This is a genomic window from Nocardioides agri (assembly GCF_013778305.1).
In the GTDB taxonomy this organism is placed as follows: Bacteria; Actinomycetota; Actinomycetes; order Propionibacteriales; family Nocardioidaceae; genus Nocardioides; species Nocardioides agri.
The window spans coordinates 211,896-232,606 of the sequence record NZ_JACEIC010000004.1 but is presented as its reverse complement, the minus strand read 5'-3'; the positions used below and the strand labels follow the sequence as shown (position 1 = coordinate 232,606).

The window sequence follows — 20,711 nt, the reverse complement described above, 5'->3', positions numbered from 1 at the left end:
ATGTTCGCCGTCTACGCCGACAGCTTCTCGAAGGACGACCCGCTCGCCGGCCTGCAGGTGGGGGAGCGCCCCGAGCCGGACGTGCCGGACGGGTGGACCACCGTCAGCGTCAAGGCGGCGTCGCTCAACCACCACGACCTCTTCTCGCTCCGCGGCGTCGGCCTGCGCGAGGAGGCGCTGCCGATGATCCTCGGCTGCGACGCGGCGGGCCACGACGAGGACGGCAACGAGGTCGTCGTGCACGCGGTGATCAGCGACCCGTCGTGGACCGGCGACGAGACCTTCGACCCGAAGCGGTCGCTGCTCTCGGAGCGCTACCAGGGCACGTTCGCCGAGCGGGTCGCGGTGCCGCGTCGCAACGTGGTGCCGAAGCCCGCGTCGCTGTCGTTCGAGGAGGCCGCCTGCCTGCCGACCGCGTGGCTCACGGCCTACCGGATGCTCTTCACCCGCGGGCAGCTGCGGGCCGGGGAGACCGTGCTCGTGCAGGGCGCCGGCGGCGGCGTCGCGACCGCCGCGATCGTGCTCGGCCGGGCCGCGGGCCTGCGGGTGCTGGTCACCAGCCGCGACGAGGCCAAGCGCGCGCGGGCGCTCGAGCTCGGCGCCCACGAGGCGTTCGAGTCGGGCGCGCGGCTGCCGGTGAAGGTGGACGCCGTCATCGAGACCGTCGGCCGGGCGACGTGGTCGCACTCGATCCGGGCGCTGCGGCCAGGCGGCCGGATCGTCACCTCCGGCACCACGTCCGGCCCGAACCTCGACGACGCCGAGCTCACCCGGATCTTCTTCCTGCAGCTCAGCGTGGTCGGCTCGACGATGGGCACCCGCGACGAGCTCGCCGGGCTGGTCTCGATGCTCGACGCCACCGGCGCCCGGCCGCTCGTCGACCGGACGCTGCCGATGACGGAGGCGCGCGACGGCTTCGCGGCGATGCTCGGCGGCGAGCAGTTCGGCAAGATCGTCTTCACCCGATGAGAAGCCACCTCGTCACCGGCGCCGGGTCCGGCATCGGTGCTGTCGTCGCCCGCACCCTGCTCGACCGGGGTGACGACGTGGTCCTCGTGGCCCGGTCGGAGGAGCGGGCGGACGAGCTGCGCGCGTCGTACGACGGCGCCGCGGTGCTGGTCGCCGACCTGGCCTGGCCGGAGTCCGTCGAGTCGCTCGCCCTGCCCTCGGCGCTGGACTCCGTCGTGCACGCAGCGGGGACCGTCGAGCTGGGCGGCGTCGCCGAGCTGACGGTCGACGACTGGGCGACCCAGCTGCGGGTCAACCTCGTCGCGCCGGCGGCGCTCACCCGGGTCGCGCTGCCGGCCCTGCGGGCCGCCCGCGGCACGGTCGTCTTCGTGAACTCCGGCGCCGGCCTCACCGCCCACCCGGGCTGGTCGGCGTACGCCGCCTCCAAGCACGGGCTGCGCGCGCTCGCCGACTCGCTGCGCGGGGAGGAGCCGGACGTCCGGGTGTCCACGGTCTACCCCGGCCGCACCGCGACGCCCATGCAGGAGAAGGTGCACGCCCAGGAGGGCAAGGAGTACGACGCCGCCGCGTGGATCCGGCCCGAGACCGTCGCCGACGCCATCGTGCGCCTGATCGACCTGCCCCGCGACGCCACGGTCCCCGACCTCACGGTCCGCCCGGCGGGGTAGTCAGGGACCGTCCAGCAGCCGCACCAGCTTCTGCGGGGCGCAGCACCGGTAGGAGTCGGTCACCAGCTCGGCCACCTCGGTCCAGTCGGTGGTGTCGTCGAGGACGATCCCGACGACGGCCTCCGACCACGGCGGCTTGTAGAAGGGGTACGGCGCGTGGGTCAGCGCGAGCAGCTCGTCCCCGCTGGAGCGGAACGTGAGGACGGTCCGCACGGAGGCGTCCCCGGTGATGTCGCGGTACGACGACTCGTAGCCGGGCTGCGCGACCATCACGTGGGCGAAGGTCGTGCTCCGGATCCGCCAGCGCACACCCGTCCACGCCTCCTCCTCGACGACCTCGGGCAGGCGTGCGGCGATCGCCCCGACCCGGCGTACGACGTCGGCGGACGGCTCGATGCGGCGTGGCAAGGGTCAGCCGAAGGACATCCGGAAGTCGGCCTGCCGGAACGACGCCAGCTGGCGCGCGCCGCGCAGCCAGCCGAGCGGCCCGTCCGCGGCGAAGTCCCAGCGGCCGCGGCACGGCAGCGCCTTCGCGGAGCCCTGCAGGACCGCGGTGCGCTCCTCGCCGCCGGTGTCCGATATGCCCGGCTGCCAGGTCGTGCCCTTGAACGGGACCCGCAGCATCGCCCGGCTCACGTCGGTGAACGACGCGCTCGCGATCGGCCGGCGCCCCAGCGACGCCGACCACTCCGTCGAGGACAGCGGACCGCGGCGGGTGGTGTCGAGGTCGAAGTCACAGAGCCCCTTCGGGATCGCCCACAGCTCGCGGCCACCGGCGACCGAGGCGGGGGAGTCGACCCAGATGTCGGTGATCGACACGCACCTGCCGTGCTCGCCGGCGTCGGCCAGGCGGGCCACGAGCAGCTCGGAGTAGGTCAGCGGGCTGCCCGGCTCGTAGGAGACGAACGCGGCGCCGTAGATGCCGGCCGGCCGGAGGTCGTCGACCGGGTCCGCGAGCCTGAAGATCGAGAGCCAGAGCTGGCCGACCATGTCCCACGGGGCTGCCGGGTAGGAGACCTCGCCGTGCGGGCCGGAGGAGGTGATCCAGGCGGTCTGCGTCATGGCGGCATCCTGCCCTACCGCGGAGCGCGACAAAAGTGACAGTCGAGTGTCAGAATCGGGCCATGGACGACGCCCAGCGGATCGGCTCCCGGGTCGCGGACTCCGAGCCGCGCTTCATCGGCTACCCGGCCGCCGACCCGGACGCCCCGAACGTGCTGATGATCGTGCTCGACGACGTCGGGTTCGCGCAGCTCGGGTGCTTCGGCGCCGGCTTCGACACCCCGCACGTCGACCGGCTCGCCGCGGCCGGCCTGCGCTACAACCGCTTCCACGTCACCTCGGTCTGCTCCTCGACGCGGGCCGCGCTGCTCACCGGGCGCAACCACCACGCGGTCGGCATGGGCGTCACGGAGGAGGCCGCCCTCGGCTTCCCCGGCTACCACGGCCGGATCCCCCGGTCGGCGGCCTCGCTCGCGCGGGTGCTCAAGGACAGCGGCTACAACACCATGGCCGTCGGCAAGTGGCACCTGACCCCGAAGACCGAGTACTCCGCCGCCGGCCCCTTCGAGCGCTGGCCGCTCGGCATGGGCTTCGAGCGCTACTACGGGTTCCTCGGCGCCGAGACCAACCAGTGGGCGCCGGAGCTGGTCCGCGACAACACGCACATCGAGCCGCCGCGCACGCCCGAGGAGGGCTACCACCTCACCGAGGACCTGGTCGACCAGGCGATCCGGATGATCCAGGACCAGCAGCAGGCCGCGTCCCGCAAGCCGTTCTTCTGCTACCTCGCCACCGGAGCCGCGCACGCACCCCACCAGGTGCCGGCCGAGTGGATCGAGCGGTACGCCGGCCAGTTCGACGACGGCTGGGACGCCTGGCGGCAGCGCGCGTACGACCGCCAGGTCGCCGAGGGCATCATCCCGGCCGGGACCGAGCTCACCGAGCGGCCGCCGTGGGTGCCGGACTGGGACACGCTGTCGACCGAGGAGCGGCGGCTGTTCGCCCGCTACATGGAGGTCTTCGCGGCGTTCATGACGCACACCGACCACCACCTCGGCCGGCTCTTCGACTTCCTCGAGCAGCAAGGCGTCGCCGACGACACCCTCGTGATGGTCCTGTCCGACAACGGCGCCAGTGCCGAGGGCGGCCCGACCGGCACCCTCAACGAGGCGGCCGGCTGGCTCGGTCTCAACGAGGAGATCGACACCGCGCTGGAGCAGATCGACGACATCGGCGGCCACCGCGCCAACAACCACTACCCCTACGGCTGGGCCTGGGCGGGCAACGCGCCGCTGCGGCTGTGGAAGCGGTACGCCTGGCTCGGCGGCGTGCGGACGCCGCTCGTGGTCCGCTGGGGCGACCGGCTGGCCGGGCGCGGCGACGTGCGGCCGCAGTTCTGCCACGCGGTCGACGTCTACGCGACCGTGCTCGACGCGGCCGGGATCGCGCCGCCCGAGACGGTGGACGGCGTGACCCAGCAGCCCGTCGACGGGAGGTCCCTGCTGCCGAGCTTCCGCGACGCCGCGGCGGCGGAGCACCGCGACCTGCAGTACTTCGAGCTGATGGGCTCGCGCGGCATCTACCACGACGGCTGGAAGGCGGTCACCGACCACGTGCCCAACCAGTTCGGCGAGCGGGACCGACTCGTCGGGAGCTTCGACTTCGACACCGACCGCTGGTCGCTCTTCCACCTCGCGGGGGACTTCTCCGAGTCCCGCGACGTCGCCGACCAGCACCCGGACGTCGTACGCCGCCTCGAGGAGCTGTGGTGGTCGGAGGCGGGCCGCAACAACGTGCTGCCGCTCTTCGAGTTCCCGGCGTCGATGGCGCACATGCACCCCGGCGAGTTCCCGGTCCCGGCGAGCGCGATCTACCGACCCGGTGGCGGGCCGGTGCAGGAGAGCCAGCTGCCCGCGGTCATGGGCGGCTTCGTGCTGGCCGCCGAGATCGAGGTCCCCGCGGGTGGCGCCGAGGGCGTCCTGGCCGCGCTGGGGGACCGGCACGGCGGGTGGGCGTTCTACCTGCTCGACGGGCGGCCGACGGCGGTGTTCGCGCTGCTCGACGGCGCGATCCGGGTCGCGGCCGACGACGCCGTGCCGCCCGGCCGGCACCGGGTGGAGCTGCGCTACGAGCCGGGCCGCGAGCCGCGAGCCGTGCTCGCGGTCGACGGCGTCGGCGTGGCCGAGGCGCCGCTGCCCGGCATGCTCTTCTTCCCGAACCTCTCGACCGCGGGCGCCGGCCTGCTCGTCGGGCGCGACCGGGGGATCGCCGTGAGCGACGACTACCGGCCGCCGTACGCCTTCACCGGTACCCTCGACCGGGTGGAGCTGCGCAGTGGTCGCCCGGGAGCCGGTCCCGAGCAGAGCACGGAGCTGCGAGCCGCCCTCTCCGGTGACTGAGCCGGGTCGCCGCGAGCAGCACAAGCTCACGACCCGACGGGCGCTCGAGGACTCCGCCCTGCGGCTCTTCGCGCGGGACGGCTTCGACGAGACCTCGGTCGACGCGATCGCCGCCGACGCCGGCGTCTCGCCGCGCACGTTCTTCCGCTACTTCGCGACCAAGGACGAGGTGCTCGACATGGGCCGCGAGGAGCGGCAGGCCGAGCTGCGGGCGCGGATCCGTGAGCTCGCCGCCACCGACCTCGACGACCTCGGTGTCATCCGTCAGGCGGTCGTCGACATGGCCCGCGGCTTCGAGACCGACCGCAGCCGCGTCCTGCTGCGCCAGCAGGCGGCGGCGTCCTCCCCGGTCCTGCGCGGGCGGCTCTACGACACCTTCCAGTCGTGGGAGTTCGTCGTGGCGCGGGAGCTCGGCGGCGACGCCTCGGCGCGGGTCCTCGCCGGTGTCGGGTTCGCGGTGTTCCGCAGCTCGACGGCGATCTGGCTCGACGAGGGCGGGTCGCTGCCCGAGATCGTCGAGCGGGCGTTCGGCGTCCTGCTGGGGTAGCGGGCGGGCGTCAGTCCTCGGGGTCGTCGAGGCGCGCCAGCCAGGTCGCGAACCGCTCGACGGCGGTCTCGAACTCCGGGTGGGTGTCGGTGAACTCCTGGAGCCGCTCGGCGAGCCAGGCCAGGGTGACCTCCTCGTCGCCCCGGCGCTTCTCGAGCTCCTCGATGCCGCGGTCGGTGAAGTACATCAGTCCTCCTCTGCGCGAGTCGTGGTCGTCGAGAGACGCGAAGTGGCCCTCATCCGCGCTCGGACGGGGCCACTTCGCGTCACTCGACGGATCAGGCGAACGCCCGACCCATCAGGTCCTTCTGCTCCTCGGTGTGCCGCTTGACGGTGCCGACGGCGGGGGAGGAGGAGGTGGGGCGCGAGACCAGGCGGACCTGGGCGTCGACGTGCGGCCACACGTTGAGCTGGTAGTGCGGCCACGGGCCCATGTTCTCCGGCTCGTCCTGCACCCAGCGGACCTCCTTGAGGTTCGGGAAGCGGGCGATCTCGGCCCTGATGTCCGACTCCGGGCGCGGGTAGAGCTGCTCGACGCGGCCGATCGCGAACCGGTCGGCGTCCTCGCGCTTGGCCCGCTCGACCATGAGGTCCCAGGTGACGCGGCCCGAGCAGAGGAGCAGCGTGTCGACCGTGCTCGGGTCGGCGCTCTCGTCGGTGATGAACGGCCGGAAGGTGCCCTCGGTGAACGCGTCGGGCGTGGAGGCCGCCTCCTTGCGCTTGAGCATCGACTTCGGCGTGAAGACGATCAGCGGCCGGTGCTCCTCACCGAGCGAGTGCTGGCGCAGCAGGTGGAAGTACGACGCGGGCGTGCTCGGCTGCGCGACCACGAACGCGTCGTCGGCCGCCATGGTCATGAACCGCTCGATGCGGGCCGACGAGTGGTCGGCGCCCTGGCCCTCGTAGCCGTGCGGCAGGAGCAGCACGACGCCGGACTGCTGGTTCCACTTGCTCTCGCCGGAGCTGATGAACTCGTCGATGACGGTCTGCGCGCCGTTGACGAAGTCGCCGAACTGGGCCTCCCAGAGCACGAGCGCCTCCGGACGGGCCACCGAGTAGCCGTACTCGAACCCGAGCGCGGCGTACTCCGAGAGCAGGGAGTCGTAGACGTAGAACTTGGCCTGGTCCTCGGTGAGGTTGGCCAGGGGCGTCCACTCGTCGGCGTTGCGGCGGTCGATGATCGTCGCGAACCGGGACACGAACGTGCCGCGGCGCGAGTCCTGACCCGCCAGCCGGACCGGCCGGCCCTCCATCAGCAGCGAGCCGAACGCGAGGATCTCGCCGGTGCCCCAGTCGATCGGGCCCTCGGTGATCGCGGCGGCACGGCGCTGCAGCTGCGGCATCACCTTCGGGTGGACCGTGAAGCCCTGCGGCGGGGTGACGTAGGCGTCGGAGATCCGCTTCATGACGTCCATCGAGACCGCGGTGCGGGTCGCGCCGGACGGCTTCTCCGGGTAGTCGGGGACCGTGGTCCACTCCGACGGCTGGGCGCTGGCCTCGCGGACCTCGGTGAACACCCGCTCCAGCTGCTGTTGGTAGTCGCGCAGGACCTGCTCGGCCTCCTCGATCGTGATGTCGCCACGGCCGATGAGGGACTCGGTGTAGAGCTTGCGCACCGAGCGCTTCTGCTCGATGAGGTCGTACATGAGCGGCTGGGTGTACGACGGGTCGTCGCCCTCGTTGTGACCGCGGCGGCGGTAGCAGACCAGGTCGATGACGACGTCCTTGTTGAACGCCTGCCGGTACTCGAACGCGAGCCGCGCGACGCGGATGCACGCCTCCGGGTCGTCGCCGTTGACGTGGAAGATCGGCGCCTGCACCATCCGCGCGACGTCGGTGCAGTAGAGCGACGAGCGCGAGGAGCCGGGCGAGGTGGTGAACCCGACCTGGTTGTTGACGATCACGTGGATCGTGCCGCCGGTGCGGTAGCCGCGCAGCTGGGAGAGGTTCAGCGTCTCCGCCACCACGCCCTGGCCCGCGAAGGCCGCGTCGCCGTGGACGAGCAGCGGGAGCACCGGGTAGGCCGCCCCGCGGTCGAGCACGTCCTGCTTGGCGCGGGCGATGCCCTCGAGCACCGGGTTGACGGCCTCGAGGTGCGACGGGTTCGCGGCCACCGACACCTTGATGGTGTCACCGGAGCCGGCGACGAACTCGCCCTCGGCGCCGAGGTGGTACTTCACGTCGCCCGAGCCCTGGACGGTGCGCGGGTCGATGTTGCCCTCGAACTCGCGGAAGATCTGGCTGTACTTCTTGCCCACGATGTTGGCGAGCACGTTGAGCCGGCCGCGGTGGGCCATGCCGATCGCGACCTCGTCGAGGCCGATCTCGGCCGCCGCCTCGCAGATCTCGTCGATGACCGGGATCGTGGTCTCGCCGCCCTCGAGGGAGAAGCGCTTCTGGCCGACGAACTTGGTCTGCAGGAAGGTCTCGAACGCCTCGGCCTGGTTGAGCTTGAGCAGGATCCGCAGCTGCTCCTCGCGGGGCGGCTTGGAGTGCGGCTGCTCGACGCGCTCCTGGATCCACCGGCGCTGCTCGGGGTCCATGATGTGCATGTACTCGATGCCGGTGGTGCGGCAGTAGGAGTCGCGCAGGATGCCGAGGATGCTGCGGAGCTTCATGAAGCGGCGGCCCTCGCCGCCGAACGAGCCGGTCGCGAACTCCCGGTCGAGGTCCCACAGCGTCAGGCCGTGCGACTCCACCTCGAGGTCGGGGTGGGTGCGCTGGCGGTACTCGAGCGGGTCGGTGTCGGCCATCATGTGGCCGCGCACGCGGTAGGCGTGGATCAGCTCGAGGATGCGCGCCTGCTTCGAGATCTCGTCGTCGTGCGAGGTCGCGATGTCGGCGTTCCAGCGGATCGGCTGGTAGGGGATGCGCAGCGAGCGGAAGATCTCGTCGTAGAACCCGTCGCCGCCGAGCAGCAGCTCGTGGAGGCGCTTGAGGAACTCACCCGACTGCGCGCCCTGGATGACGCGGTGGTCGTAGGTCGACGTCAGCGTCATGACCTTGCTGATGCCGTTGCGGGCGATGGCCTCGGCCGAGGCGCCCTGCCACTCGGCGGGGTAATCCATCGCGCCGACGCCGACGATGGCGCCCTGGCCCTTCATCAGGCGCGGGACCGAGTGCACGGTGCCGATGCCGCCGGGGTTGGTCAGCGAGATCGAGGTGCCCTGGAAGTCCTCGATCGTCAGCTTGTTGTTGCGGGCCTTGCGGACGATCTCCTCGTACGCCGTCCAGAACGCCGCGAAGTCCATGCCCTCGGCGGCCTTGATGCTCGGCACGAGCAGCTGGCGGGTGCCGTCGGGCTTGGGGACGTCGATCGCGAGGCCGAGGTTGATGTGGGCCGGCGTGATCAGGTTGGGCTTGCCGTCGACGACGTCGAACCCGTTGTTCATCTCCGGCATCGCCTTGACCGCCTTGACCAGCGCGTAGCCGATCAGGTGGGTGAAGGAGACCTTGCCGCCGCGAGCGCGGGCGAGGTGGTTGTTGATGACCGTGCGGTTGTCCCACAGCAGCTTCACGGGCACCGAGCGCACCGAGGTGGCGGTGGGGACCGTGAGGGAGGCGTCCATGTTCTGCGCCGTGCGCGCGGGGGCACCGCGGAGCACGGTGTAGGTCGGCTCGTCCTTCGCCGGGGCCGGCGCGGCCGGGCGCGACTCCTTCGGCACCGGGTTGGAGGTGCCCTTGGCCGGCTCGGCGGCCTTGGTCTCCGGGCGCGGCTTCGCGACGGGGGCGGGCGTCGGCGTCGGGTCCGGCTTGTGCTCCTGCGCGGGGGCCTGCGCTGCGGCCTTCGCCGGCGCCGGGGCCTTCGCCGGGTCCTTCGTGGGGGCCTTCGTGGGGGCCGGCGCGGCGGTGGACGCGCCGTTGGCGCCCTTGCCGTTCGCCTGGAAGTACGTCACCCACGAGGGGTCGACGCTCCCCGGGTCGCGCTGGTACTGGTCGTACATCTCCTCGACCAGCCACTCGTTGGCGCCGAAGTCGGCGGTGGTGACCTCGGACTGACTACCTGGGGACTGCGGCACGGTGTTCTTCGCCTCTTCCGGAACGTGCGCGTGTGTGCGTGTCAGACGTCAAGGCTAGACCCCACCCGAAGCAGATGCCGACCGACCCGGTGGCATTTCGGCGTGGTGTGCCGAGTGCCACAGCCCGACGTTGCAGACTTCGACTTCATCGGCATCGGCAACGGGGAGTTTCGGAGTATGAGCCAGCGAGTCCGACGGGCGGCGTCCACGATCGCCGCGGCGGTCGTCCTCACCCTGCTCGCGTCCGCCTGCAGCGGCGACGACGAGCAGACCAGGGACGGCCCGGAGCCGGCAGCGGTGGCGAGCGAGGTGCCCGAGGAGGTCGTCGTGACCGATCTCGGCTTCGGCGCCGTCGAGGGAAGGCTCCCGCGCGCCCGGCGCGACGCGCTCGCCAGCGAGGTGCAGGCGGTCGTCGACGAGTGGGTCGACGCGGCGTACCTCGGTGACTACCCGCGCACGGACTTCTCCGCGGCCTGGGCGCACTTCACCCCGGGCGCGCGCCGGCAGGCCGAGCGGGACGCCGCCCTGATGAGCAACAGCGACATCGGGGCGAAGATCGACGGGGTCGAGGCCGAGACCCGCCGGGTGCGTCTCGACGTGCTCGCGGTGCGGCAGCGGCCGATGGGCGTGACGGCGCACGTCGTGCTCAGGTTCGCCACGGCCGGGTCGATGGCGCAGGAGATGAGGGTCGCGGCGCGGCTCTACCTCACCGAGGGCGACCAGGGCTGGCAGGTCTTCGGCTACGACGTGACGAAGGGGACGGTGTGATGACCCGGCGCTACCCACGCGCGATGCGCGCCATCGCGATCGCGGCCGTGCTCGCGGTCGCCGCGCTCGTCGTGCCGGACTCCGCGGTGAAGAGCACCGAGGCGGAGCTGGTGCGGATCGAGCGCGCCGAGGGTGTCGACCTCTCGCCCGAGGTGGTCTGGATCCTCGCGGTCGGCTCCGACGCGCGGCCCGGCGAGGACATGACCCGGACCCGGGGCGACGCCCTCCAGCTGATCGGCATGAACACGGCGACCGGCGCGGCGACCTCGATCGGCGTCCCGCGGGACTCCTGGGTCGACATCCCCGGGCACGGCCACGACAAGATCAACGCCGCCCTCTACTACGGCGGTCCGCAGCTCCTGGGCCGGGCGGTCGGCAACCTCGTCGGCATCCAGCCCGACTACGTCTTCATCACGCGGTTCAAGTTCTTCCAGGCGATGATCACCGACATCGGCGGGATCGACGTCGTCAACCCGATCGCGTTCAACGACGAGTTCCTCAAGCCGAAGGGCTTCAAGGCGGGCCGGCTGCACCTCGGTGGCTACGACTCCCTGGTCTTCGCCCGCATCCGGCACAACCTCCTCCGGGGCGACTTCGACCGCTCCGCCAACCAGCAGCGGGTGCTGCGCGGCATCCAGGCCACGGTGCGGGCGAAGGCCGACCGGCCCGGCTTCATCGAGCGCGGCGTGCTGTCGGTGATGGCCCACATGCACACCGACCTGTCACCGGCCGAGCTCTACCGGCTCGCGCAGGCGGTCGCGCAGGTGCGGCCGGGGAGGATCACGGGCTGCGTGGTGCAGGGCGGCATCGGCAACGTCAACGGAGCCAGCGTCGTGCTCCCGTACGTCGACCAGGCGCGGCGTCTCGGCGACGACGCGCGCAAGGACGCCGTCATCTCCCGGTGCTGAGGCACGCCGGGCTCGCCGGGCTGCTCCTGCTCGCGGGGTGCTCGACCCTCGAGGCCCCGGCCGAGCCGGACCCGGTGGCTCCTGCGCCGACACTCTCGGCGGTGCGCGCGACCCGCCTGCTCGACGACCTGCCCCGCGCCCCACGGGCGTGGGGCGGACCGTCGTACGACCGCGACGCCTTCGGCACGCCGTGGGCCGACACCGACGGCAACGGCTGCAACCAGCGCGACGACGTGCTGCTGCGCGACGCCGTGACGGGGTCGACGACGGTGGCGCAGCAGGGCGGGTGCGGCCACGACGTGCTGGCGGGGGAGTGGCTCGACCCCTACACCGGGCGCGATCTCGCCCTCGACGACCTCAAGGACCCCGGCCAGGCGCAGGCCGTCCAGATCGACCACGTCGTCCCGCTCGCCGAGGCGTGGCGGTCCGGGGCGGCGGGCTGGTCGGCGGCGCGCCGCCGGTCCTTCGCCAACGACCTGCCCGGGCTGCTCGCGGTCGACGGGCCGACGAACGCCGCCAAGTCCGACGACGACCCGGCGGCCTGGCGCCCCCGCGCGGCGTACCAGTGCGCCTACGCGACCCGCTGGATCGCGGTGAAGTCGGCGTGGTCGCTCGCCGTGGACCCGAGCGAGGTGGCCGCTCTCGAGGACATGCTCGGCCGCTGCTGAAGACCCCGGCGGGCGGTCGTGCTGGGTGCTGGGCGCCTCCGGCAGGATTCGAACCTGCGGCACCTGGTACCGGAAACCAGTGCTCTATCCCCTGAGCTACGGAGGCATGCCGTCTGCGGTGTGGAGCCACCGCAGACTGCGCGTCAGACCTTACAGGCGCGCGGCGGCGGGCGCGCAATCGGGTCTCGGCTCCTCGGCGGCGTCCCACGGCGGATATCGATGCGAAGCGGGAGAGCCCGCGCCGATACCCTGGGTCGGTGACTCCCGAGCAGCTCTCCACCGCGATCGTCGACGTCCTGACGGGCCTGTCCAGCGAGGGTGCGATCACCCTTCCGGACGGTGTGCCCGCGACCGTGACGGTGGAGCGTCCGCGATCCAAGGAGCACGGCGACTACGCGACCAACGTCGCCCTCCAGCTGGCCAAGAAGGCCGGCATGAACCCGCGCGCCTTCGCCGAGCTCGTCCAGGCGAGCCTGCTCCGGGTCGACGGGGTCGAGGCGGTCGACATCGCCGGACCCGGCTTCCTCAACATCTCGGTCTCCGCGGAGGCGCAGGGCGTCGTCGCGGCGCAGATCGTCGAGGAGGGTGCGTCGTACGGTCGCACGGCGGTCCTCCAGGGCGAGCGGATCAACGTCGAGTTCATCTCCGCGAACCCCACCGGACCCCTGCACCTCGGCCACACCCGCTGGGCGGTCGTCGGCGACGCGATCGGCCGGGTGCTCGCGGCAGCGGGCGCCGAGGTGACGCGGGAGTTCTACATCAACGACCGCGGCAACCAGATGAACCTCTTCGGCGCCTCGCTCGAGGCGGCCGCGCTGGGGCGGCCGACCCCCGAGGACGGCTACCACGGCGCCTACATCGCCGACCTGGCCCGGGAGATCGTCGAGGCGGACCCCGCCATCGTCGAGCTCCCGCCCGAGGAGCGGCTGGTCGCGTTCCGCGAGAAGGGCTACGAGCTGCAGCTTCGCCACCAGCAGGAGCAGCTGGACCGGTTCAACACCCACTTCGACGTGTGGTTCTCCGAGCGCAGCCTCCACGACAGCAACGACGTGGTCACCGGCCTCGAGAAGCTGCGCGGGCAGGGCCACCTCTTCGACGCCGACGGCGCGCTCTGGATGCGCACCACCGACTTCGGCGACGACAAGGACCGGGTGCTGATCCGGTCCAACGGCGAGCTCACCTACTTCGCGAGCGACACCGCCTACTACGTCAACAAGCGCGAGCGCGGCTTCGACCGGTGCATCTACCTGCTCGGCGCGGACCACCACGGGTACGTCGGCCGGCTGCGGGCCATGGCGGCCTGCGCGGGCGACGACCCCGACCGCAACATCGAGGTGCTGATCGGGCAGCTCGTGAAGATCATGCGCGACGGCGAGGAGGTCCGGCTGTCGAAGCGGTCCGGCGAGATCGTCTCGCTGGAGGAGCTGGTCGACGAGATCGGCACGGACGCGCTGCGCTACTCGCTGGCGCGCTACCCCGCCGACTCGCCGCTCGTGCTCGACGTCGCCGAGATCACCAAGGCCTCCAACGACAACCCCGTCTACTACGTGCAGTACGGCCACGCCCGCTGCTGCCGGATGATGGAGAACGCCGCCGAGCTCGGCATGTCGCTGCCCGAGGAGTTCGACCCGTCGCTCCTCTCCCACGAGCGCGAGGGCGAGCTGCTGCGCTCGCTGGCCGAGTTCCCCCGGGTCGTGGCCGCGGCCGCCGAGCTCCGCCACCCGCACCGGGTCGCCCGCTACCTCGAGGACATGACCTCGACGTTCAACCGCTGGTACGACACCCGGGAGTGCCGCATGCTCCCGCAGGGTGACGAGCCGGTCGCCCCGGTCAACGAGGCCCGCCTGGTCCTGGTCGCCGCCGCCCGGACCGTGCTCGCCAACGGTCTCGACCTGCTCGGCGTGAGCGCACCGGAGCGGATGTAGATGTCCCACGAGGCAGGCTGGGCGCACGCGCCCGGAGCGCTGCGCGGCCCGGCGTGGCTGCGCGAGCCCGCGGACCCCAACGCGCTGGTCCCGCACCTGTGGTCGCAGACCGCGCAGAAGGTCGACGGCGAGCTGCACGTCGGCGGGCTGTCGCTGCCCGACCTGGTCGCGAACGTCAACACGCCCGCCTACGTGCTCGACGAGGCCGACTTCCGCTCGCGGGCTCGTGCCTTCCGCGACGCGTTCGCGGCGTACGACGTCTTCTACGCCGGCAAGGCGTTCCTCTGCACCGCGGTCGCCGGGTGGGTGCAGGAGGAGGGGCTCAACCTCGACGTCTGCTCCAACGGCGAGCTCACGGTCGCGCTGCGGGCCGGCTTCGACCCGGCCCGGATCGGCTACCACGGCAACAACAAGAGCCTCATGGAGCTCCGCCGCGCCGTCTCGGTCGGCGTCGGCCGGATCATCGTCGACTCGTTCGACGAGATCGAGCGGCTCGCGTCGATCGCGGGCGAGGGCCTGGCCGCGCGGGTGATGGTCCGCGTCACCGCCGGCGTCGAGGCGCACACGCACGAGTACATCGCCACCGCGCACGAGGACCAGAAGTTCGGCTTCTCGATCACCAACGGCCAGGCCTTCGAGGCCGTACGCCGGGTGCTCGCCGCCCCGAACCTCGAGCTGCTCGGCCTGCACTCCCACATCGGCAGCCAGATCTTCGACTCGTCCGGCTTCGAGGTCGCGGCCCGGCGGGTGCTCGCCCTGCACGCCCGGATCTCCGACGAGCTCGGCGTGACGCTGCCCGAGATGGACCTCGGCGGCGGCTTCGGGATCGCGTACACGACCCAGGACGACCCGGCCGACCCCGCGCAGCTCGCGACCGAGATGAGCAAGATCGTCGAGCACGAGTGCCGGGCGCTGGGCATCCCCGAGCCGCGGCTCTCGATCGAGCCCGGCCGCGCGATCGTCGGCCCCGCGATGTGCACCGTCTACACGGTCGGCACGGTCAAGGAGGTGCAGCTCGACGGGGGAGCGGTGCGCACCTACGTCAGCGTCGACGGCGGGATGAGCGACAACATCCGCACCGCGCTCTACGACGCCGACTACTCCGCCACGCTCGCCTCGCGCGCCTCGGCCGCGCCGCCGGTGCTGTCGAGGGTGGTCGGCAAGCACTGCGAGGCCGGCGACATCGTGGTCAAGGACGAGTTCCTGCCCGGCGACGTCCGGCCCGGCGACCTCGTGGCGGTGCCCGGCACCGGCGCCTACTGCCGGTCGATGGCCTCCAACTACAACCACGCCCTGCGGCCGCCGGTGGTCGCTGTGCGGGACGGGGTCGCGCGCGTCGTCGTCCGACGGGAGACTGAGGACGACCTGTTGGCGACGGACATGGGTGATCAGTAGTGGAGAGCGACAAGCCGCTCAAGGTGGCGGTGCTGGGGTGCGGCTCGGTCGGGTCCCAGGTGGTGCGACTGCTCGACGAGCAGGCCGGTGACCTCGCGGCCCGGGTGGGCGCGCCGGTCGAGCTGGCCGGCGTCGCCGTCCGACGGCTCGACGCGCCGCGCGAGGTCGAGGTCCCCGAGGGGCTGCTCACCACCGACGCGACCGGCCTCGTCACGCGCGACGACGTCGACCTCGTCATCGAGGTCATCGGCGGCATCGAGCCGGCCCGCTCCCTGATCCTGGCCGCCCTCGAGGCCGGCAAGTCGGTCGTGACCGCCAACAAGGCGCTGCTCGCCGAGGACGGCGCCACCCTGTTCGAGGCGGCCGAGAAGCACGGCCGCGACCTCTACTTCGAGGCCGCCGTCGCCGGCGCCATCCCGATCGTCCGGCCGCTGCGCGAGTCGCTCGCCGGCGACCGGGTGACCCGGGTGCTCGGCATCGTCAACGGCACCACGAACTTCATCCTCGACAAGATGGACACCTCCGGCGCTGGCTTCGCCGAGGCGCTCGAGGAGGCCCAGGAGCTCGGGTACGCCGAGGCCGACCCGACCGCCGACGTCGAGGGCTTCGACGCCGCCGCGAAGGCCGCGATCCTCGCGTCGCTCGCCTTCCACTCCCGGGTCACCGCCGCCGACGTGCACCGCGAGGGCATCTCGGAGGTCACCGCCGCCGACGTCGCCTCCGCCCGCGAGATGGGCAGCGTGGTCAAGCTGCTGGCGATCTGCGAGCTCAAGGACGACGCCGTCGCCGTCCGGGTGCACCCGGCGATGATCCCCGCCACCCACCCGCTCGCCTCGGTGCGCGAGGCCTACAACGCGGTCTTCGTCGAGTCCGAGGCCGCCGGGCAGCTGATGTTCTACGGCCCCGGCGCGGGTGGCGCGCCCACCGCGTCGGCCGTCCTCGGCGACCTGGTGACGGTCGCCCGCAACCACCGGGTCGGGACCCGGGGCGCGGGCGAGTCGGCGTACGCCGACCGGACGGTGCTGCCGATGGGCGAGACCGTCACCCGCTACCACGTCGCGATCGACGTCGACGACCGCGCCGGCGTGCTCGCCGCGGTCGCCATGGCGTTCGCCGAGCACGGCGTCTCGATCCAGACCGTGCGCCAGGAGGGACGCGACGCCGACGCCCAGCTCGTCGTGGTCTCCCACGAGGCGACCGACGCGCAGCTCGCCGCCACGGTGGAGATGCTCCGGGGGATGGAGATCGTCCGCGAGGTCACGTCGGTGATGCGCGTCGAGGGGATGGCGGAGTGAGCGTCGACCCGCGGGGGTTCACCCCGACGCGGCAGTGGCGGGGCGTCATCGACGAGTACCGCCCGCTCCTCCAGATCCCCGAGGGCACGGTCGCGGTCACGCTCCGCGAGGGTGGCACCCCGCTGGTGTTCTCCGAGTGGCTCTCCGGGCTGACCGGGGCCGAGGTCTGGCTCAAGGTCGAGGGCAACAACCCGACCGGCTCCTTCAAGGACCGGGGCATGGCGGCCGCCATCTCGGTCGCGAAGCACGAGGGCGCCCGGGCGGTGGTCTGTGCGTCGACCGGCAACACCTCGGCCTCGATGGCGGCGTACGCCGCGAAGGCCGGGCTCAAGCCGCTGGTGCTCGTGCCCGAGGGCAAGATCGCCGCCGGCAAGATGGCCCAGGCGATCATGCACGGCGGCCAGGTGATCATGGTGCGCGGCAACTTCGACGACTGTCTCGCGCTCGCCAAGGGGCTGGCCTGGGACTACCCGGTCGCGCTGGTCAACTCGGTCAATCCGGTGCGCCTCGAGGGACAGAAGACTGCCGCGTTCGAGATCGTCGACTTCCTCGGCGACGCCCCCGACTACCACCTGCTCCCGGTCGGCAACGCCGGCAACATCTCGGCGTACTGGCTCGGCTACAGCCAGTACGCCGACTGGGGGCTGGCCACCAGGAAGCCGGTCATCCGCGGGTTCCAGGCCGAGGGCGCGGCGCCGCTCGTGACCGGTGAGCCGTTCCCCGACCCGGAGACCCGGGCGACCGCGATCCGGATCGGCAACCCGGCGTCGTGGAAGCTCGCCGAGGCCGCCCGCGACGAGTCCGGCGGCCGGTTCGCGGCCGTCAGCGACGGGCAGATCCTCGCCGCGCAGCGCGAGCTCGCCGCCCGCGACGGCGTCTTCGTCGAGCCGGCCTCGGCCGCCGGGATCGCCGGTCTGCTCCAGGAGCTCGCCGGCGGGGAGTCCTACCGCGGCAGCACCGTCGCGATCACCGTGACCGGTCACGGCCTCAAGGACACCGCGACCGCGCTCGAGGGCTTCGCCGAGAGTGGCGGCACGATCGTCGACACCGTGGTGGACGCCGACGTGTCCGCGGCGGCGGCGGCCGCCGGCCTGGCATGAGCACCTTCGTCGACGGCCCGGTGCGGGTCTCCGTCCCCGCGACGTCCGCGAACCTCGGCCCCGGCTTCGACTCGCTCGGCCTGGCGCTGTCGCTGCGCGACGAGCTCACCGCGGAGGTCGTCGAGAGCGGCCTCGTCGTCGAGGTCGCGGGCGCCGGGGCCGAGGACGTGCCCCGGGACGAGTCGCACCTCGTCGTGCGCTCGATGCACGCGGCGTTCGACCTGATGGGTGCCCGGCCGCCGGGGCTGCGGCTGTCGTGCGCGAACCTCGTGCCGCACGCCCGCGGGCTCGGCTCCTCGTCGGCGGCGATCGTCGGCGGGGTCGTGCTGGCGCGGGGTCTGGTCGCCGGGGGGCGGCTGCTCGCCGACGACGACGCGCTCTTCCGTCTCGCCGCGCGGATCGAGGGCCACCCCGACAACGTCGCGCCCGCGCTGTTCGGCGGCTTCACGATCTCCGGCCGCGACGACGACGGCGAGTTCTACTCCGTGAGCTCGCCGGTCGACCCGCGGGTCGAGGCGGTGCTCTTCGTGCCGCCGACCCCGGTGGCGACCGCGGTCGCCCGCAGGCTGCTGCCCGCCCAGGTCCCGCACGCGGATGCCGCGGCCGACGCGGGCCGGGCGGCCCTGCTCGTCGCCGCGCTCGCCGGCCGTCCCGAGCACCTGCTGCGCGCGACCCGCGACTACCTGCACCAGGACTACCGCCGGCCCGCGATGCCGGAGTCCTTGGTCCTGGTCGATGCGCTGCGCGCCGACGGCGTGCCCGCGATCGTCTCGGGTGCGGGTCCGACGGTGCTGGCCTTCGTGGACGGGTCGGCCGCGGCCGCCCTGCTCCGCCGGTGCCCCGACGGCTGGGCGGCGCACCACCTCACGATCGACCCCCGCGGCGCGGTCGTCGACTGACCGCCGGGCCGGCCGCGGGAAGTAAATTCGGACCTGATCCGCCCGGCTCCGCCCGTACGGCGTGGCCGGGTGTATCTTGGCTGCGCGCCACACTCTTGGCGCACTCTCCCTCTCGTCCGGACGCGACAGCGTCGCGTGTCCGTGGTTCCCCCGGCGGACGAGAACAGTGACCAGACGCCGTCGGCCCGTGGCCGGTCGGCAGTGATACGTGGGAAGGACCTCACGTGACGGAGACCATCGAGACCACCGCTGAGCCCGGTTCGGGCGGCGCCGAGGAGAAGCCCGGCAGGAAGCGGGGCGGCGGCCTCAACACCATGCTGCTCGCGGACCTGAAGTCGATGGCGGCGGGCCTGGGCATCGCCGGAGCGGGCTCGATGAAGAAGGCCCAGCTCGTCGAGGCGATCAAGGCCCATCAGAGCGGCGGCCAGCGGCCGGCCGAGAAGCCCGCCGAGAAGCCGGCCGAGAAGCCGGCGGACCGGCAGCCCGAGCAGACCGAGCAGCGCGCCGAGCGCCCCGAGCGCCCCGAGCGCACCGAGCGGGAGCGCCCGGAGCGGGAGCGCCCGCAGCAGGAGCGCCCCCAGCAGGAGCAGCCGAAGCAGGAGCAGCCGAAGCAGGAGCGCCAGCGCGAGCGCACCCGCCAGCAGAAGCAGGACCAGCCCAAGCAGGACCAGCCCAAGCAGGACCAGCCCAAGCAGGAGCGCCAGCAGGACCAGCAGGAGCGCCAGCAGCAGAGCCAGCAGGACCGCCAGCAGAACCAGCAGAGCCGGCGGCAGCAGAGCCAGCAGCAGGGCCAGCAGCAGGACCGCCAGCAGGACCGCCAGCAGGAGCGCCAGCAGCAGAGCCAGCAGGACCAGCACGACGACGCCGACCACGGTGACGACGGCGAGGGCGAGGGCGGCCGCCGCAACCGGCGCCGCCGGGGCCGGGACCGCGACCGCACCGGCCGGGCCACCGGGGGCCAGCGCAACGAGCCGGACACGACGATCCTCGAGGACGACGTGCTGGTGCCGGCGGCGGGCATCCTCGACGTGCTCGACAACTACGCGTTCGTGCGCACCAGCGGCTACCTCGCCAGCGCCGACGACGTCTACGTGTCGCTGTCGATGGTGCGCAAGTTCGGGCTGCGCCGTGGTGACGCGATCGTCGGCCAGGTGCGCCAGCCCCGCGAGGGGGAGCGCAAGGAGAAGTTCAACCCGATGGTGCGCATCGACGCCGTCAACGGGGCGGACCCGGAGACCGCGTCGCACCGCGTGGAGTTCAGCAAGCTGACCCCGCTCTACCCATCGGAGCGGCTGCGGCTCGAGACCGGACCGGACAACCTGATCGGCCGGGTCATCGACATCGCGGCACCGATCGGCAAGGGCCAGCGCGGCCTGATCGTGTCCCCGGCCAAGGCCGGCAAGACCATGGTGTTGCAGTCGATCGCGACGTCGATCACCACCAACAACCCCGAGTGCCACCTCATGGTGGTGCTGGTCGACGAGCGCCCGGAGGAGGTCACCGACTTCCAGCGGTCCGTGAAGGGCGAGGTCATCTCCTCGACGTTCGACCGTCCGCCGAGCGACCACACCACGGTCGCCGAGCTCGCGATCGAGCGGGCGAAGCGTCTCGTCGAGCTCGGTCACGACGTGGTGGTGCTGCTCGACGGCATCACCCGGCTGGGCCGGGCCTACAACCTCGCCGCACCGGCGAGCGGCCGGATCCTGTCCGGCGGCGTGGACTCCGCTGCGCTCTACCCGCCGAAGAAGTTCTTCGGCGCCGCGCGCAACATCGAGGGCGGCGGTTCGCTGACGATCCTGGCGACCGCGCTCGTGGAGAGCGGCTCGAAGATGGACGAGGTGATCTTCGAGGAGTTCAAGGGCACCGGGAACATGGAGATCCGGCTGCGCCGGGAGTTCGCCGACAAGCGGCTCTTCCCGGCGATCGACGCCGTCCAGTCCGGCACCCGGCGCGAGGAGCTCCTGATGAGCCAGGAGGAGCTCGCGATCATCTGGAAGCTGCGCCGCGTGCTGTCCTCGCAGGAGAGCCAGCAGTCGCTGGAGCTGCTGCTGGAGCGGCTGAGGAAGACGCAGACGAACATCGAGTTCCTGATGCAGGTGCAGAAGACGACCCCGACGGTGTCGGGGCGCGAGGACTGACGATCGCCCCG

The 20,711-nt window shown here is 72.4% G+C and carries 17 protein-coding genes and 1 tRNA gene; 13 read left to right on the top strand and 5 right to left on the bottom strand.

Features of this window, described 5'->3' with window-relative positions; all coding sequences use genetic code 11:
* Both HZF07_RS23175 and HZF07_RS23170 read left to right on the top strand, forming a co-directional pair.
* The gene (locus tag HZF07_RS23175; RefSeq protein WP_157339883.1) at nt 1–969 is read left to right on the top strand and encodes a zinc-binding dehydrogenase; all 969 of its coding nucleotides are present in this window, start codon (nt 1–3) and stop codon (nt 967–969) included.
* On the top strand, nt 966–1,637 hold the full coding sequence (locus tag HZF07_RS23170) for an SDR family oxidoreductase (RefSeq protein ID WP_157339882.1): 672 nt from the start codon (nt 966–968) through the stop codon (nt 1,635–1,637). The genes HZF07_RS23175 and HZF07_RS23170 overlap by 4 nt, the downstream gene beginning before the upstream one ends.
* On the opposite strand, the gene HZF07_RS23165 is transcribed toward HZF07_RS23170, so the two are convergent.
* Together HZF07_RS23165 and HZF07_RS23160 are read right to left on the bottom strand one after the other, a co-directional pair.
* Nucleotides 1,638–2,045, bottom strand: a complete 408-nt coding sequence (locus tag HZF07_RS23165; protein ID WP_157339881.1) for an MmcQ/YjbR family DNA-binding protein — start codon at nt 2,043–2,045, stop codon at nt 1,638–1,640. It abuts the gene before it with no gap.
* A 3-nt stretch (nt 2,046–2,048) separates the two neighbouring features.
* Nucleotides 2,049–2,699, bottom strand: a complete 651-nt coding sequence (locus HZF07_RS23160; RefSeq protein WP_157339880.1) for an acetoacetate decarboxylase family protein — start codon at nt 2,697–2,699, stop codon at nt 2,049–2,051.
* 62 nt (nt 2,700–2,761) lie between these two features.
* On the opposite strand from HZF07_RS23160, the gene HZF07_RS23155 reads away from it, so the two are divergent.
* Together HZF07_RS23155 and HZF07_RS23150 are read left to right on the top strand one after the other, a co-directional pair.
* Nucleotides 2,762–5,038 carry an arylsulfatase gene (locus HZF07_RS23155; protein ID WP_157339879.1) on the top strand — a complete coding sequence of 759 codons (2,277 nt, stop codon included), beginning with the start codon at nt 2,762–2,764 and terminating at the stop codon, nt 5,036–5,038.
* Complete coding sequence (locus tag HZF07_RS23150; protein WP_181645643.1) at nt 5,031–5,585, top strand: TetR family transcriptional regulator; 555 nt, start codon at nt 5,031–5,033, stop codon at nt 5,583–5,585. The genes HZF07_RS23155 and HZF07_RS23150 overlap by 8 nt, the downstream gene beginning before the upstream one ends.
* A 10-nt stretch (nt 5,586–5,595) precedes the next feature.
* Here the strand turns inward: HZF07_RS23150 and HZF07_RS23145 are convergent, their stop codons facing one another.
* The gene (locus HZF07_RS23145; protein ID WP_180936248.1) at nt 5,596–5,772 is read right to left on the bottom strand and encodes a DUF6104 family protein; all 177 of its coding nucleotides are present in this window, start codon (nt 5,770–5,772) and stop codon (nt 5,596–5,598) included.
* Between the two features lie 91 nt (nt 5,773–5,863).
* Nucleotides 5,864–9,604, bottom strand: a complete 3,741-nt coding sequence (locus HZF07_RS23140; protein WP_181645642.1) for a multifunctional oxoglutarate decarboxylase/oxoglutarate dehydrogenase thiamine pyrophosphate-binding subunit/dihydrolipoyllysine-residue succinyltransferase subunit — start codon at nt 9,602–9,604, stop codon at nt 5,864–5,866.
* 177 nt (nt 9,605–9,781) lie between these two features.
* On the opposite strand from HZF07_RS23140, the gene HZF07_RS23135 reads away from it, so the two are divergent.
* Genes HZF07_RS23135 through HZF07_RS24245 form a run of 3 tightly spaced genes read left to right on the top strand, consistent with a single transcriptional unit; the run spans nt 9,782 to nt 11,948 of the window.
* On the top strand, nt 9,782–10,372 hold the full coding sequence (locus HZF07_RS23135) for a hypothetical protein (protein ID WP_157339878.1): 591 nt from the start codon (nt 9,782–9,784) through the stop codon (nt 10,370–10,372).
* Complete coding sequence (locus HZF07_RS23130) at nt 10,372–11,280, top strand: LCP family protein (protein ID WP_157339877.1); 909 nt, start codon at nt 10,372–10,374, stop codon at nt 11,278–11,280. Before HZF07_RS23135 ends, HZF07_RS23130 begins: the two co-directional genes overlap by 1 nt.
* Nucleotides 11,274–11,948: an HNH endonuclease family protein gene (locus tag HZF07_RS24245; RefSeq protein ID WP_157339876.1), complete on the top strand. Its 675-nt coding sequence runs from the start codon at nt 11,274–11,276 to the stop codon at nt 11,946–11,948. Before HZF07_RS23130 ends, HZF07_RS24245 begins: the two co-directional genes overlap by 7 nt.
* A 33-nt stretch (nt 11,949–11,981) precedes the next feature.
* Here HZF07_RS24245 and HZF07_RS23120 read toward each other — a convergent pair.
* Nucleotides 11,982–12,054 (bottom strand) — tRNA-Arg (locus HZF07_RS23120).
* Nucleotides 12,055–12,205: 151 nt separating this feature from the next.
* On the opposite strand from HZF07_RS23120, the gene argS reads away from it, so the two are divergent.
* The 6 genes from argS to rho all read left to right on the top strand — a co-directional run bounded on the left by argS (nt 12,206) and on the right by rho (nt 20,700).
* Nucleotides 12,206–13,873 (top strand): arginine--tRNA ligase, encoded by a 1,668-nt coding sequence (gene argS / locus HZF07_RS23115; RefSeq protein WP_181645641.1) that lies wholly within the window; start codon nt 12,206–12,208, stop codon nt 13,871–13,873.
* A complete protein-coding gene (gene lysA, locus HZF07_RS23110; RefSeq protein WP_157339875.1) occupies nt 13,874–15,268 on the top strand; it encodes a diaminopimelate decarboxylase in 1,395 nt (464 codons plus the stop codon). It begins immediately after the preceding gene.
* On the top strand, nt 15,268–16,563 hold the full coding sequence (locus tag HZF07_RS23105) for a homoserine dehydrogenase (RefSeq protein ID WP_181645640.1): 1,296 nt from the start codon (nt 15,268–15,270) through the stop codon (nt 16,561–16,563). The genes lysA and HZF07_RS23105 overlap by 1 nt, the downstream gene beginning before the upstream one ends.
* Nucleotides 16,560–17,663, top strand: coding sequence for a threonine synthase (thrC, locus tag HZF07_RS23100; protein WP_181645639.1), 1,104 nt, complete (start codon nt 16,560–16,562; stop codon nt 17,661–17,663). Before HZF07_RS23105 ends, thrC begins: the two co-directional genes overlap by 4 nt.
* Complete coding sequence (thrB, locus tag HZF07_RS23095) at nt 17,660–18,562, top strand: homoserine kinase (protein ID WP_157339874.1); 903 nt, start codon at nt 17,660–17,662, stop codon at nt 18,560–18,562. Before thrC ends, thrB begins: the two co-directional genes overlap by 4 nt.
* Nucleotides 18,563–18,876: 314 nt before the next feature.
* Complete coding sequence (gene rho / locus HZF07_RS23090; RefSeq protein WP_157339972.1) at nt 18,877–20,700, top strand: transcription termination factor Rho; 1,824 nt, start codon at nt 18,877–18,879, stop codon at nt 20,698–20,700.
* Nucleotides 20,701–20,711 lie beyond the last annotated feature (11 nt).

Coding starts and splice junctions, on each gene's coding strand:
- HZF07_RS23175 (WP_157339883.1), top strand. CDS start 1: ATGTTCGCCGTCTACGCCGACAGCTTCTCGAAGGACGACCCGCTCGCC.
- HZF07_RS23170 (WP_157339882.1), top strand. CDS start 966: ATGAGAAGCCACCTCGTCACCGGCGCCGGGTCCGGCATCGGTGCTGTC.
- HZF07_RS23160 (WP_157339880.1), bottom strand. CDS start 2,699: ATGACGCAGACCGCCTGGATCACCTCCTCCGGCCCGCACGGCGAGGTC.
- HZF07_RS23155 (WP_157339879.1), top strand. CDS start 2,762: ATGGACGACGCCCAGCGGATCGGCTCCCGGGTCGCGGACTCCGAGCCG.
- HZF07_RS23145 (WP_180936248.1), bottom strand. CDS start 5,772: ATGTACTTCACCGACCGCGGCATCGAGGAGCTCGAGAAGCGCCGGGGC.
- HZF07_RS23135 (WP_157339878.1), top strand. CDS start 9,782: ATGAGCCAGCGAGTCCGACGGGCGGCGTCCACGATCGCCGCGGCGGTC.
- HZF07_RS23130 (WP_157339877.1), top strand. CDS start 10,372: ATGACCCGGCGCTACCCACGCGCGATGCGCGCCATCGCGATCGCGGCC.
- lysA (WP_157339875.1), top strand. CDS start 13,874: ATGTCCCACGAGGCAGGCTGGGCGCACGCGCCCGGAGCGCTGCGCGGC.
- thrB (WP_157339874.1), top strand. CDS start 17,660: ATGAGCACCTTCGTCGACGGCCCGGTGCGGGTCTCCGTCCCCGCGACG.
- rho (WP_157339972.1), top strand. CDS start 18,877: ATGCTGCTCGCGGACCTGAAGTCGATGGCGGCGGGCCTGGGCATCGCC.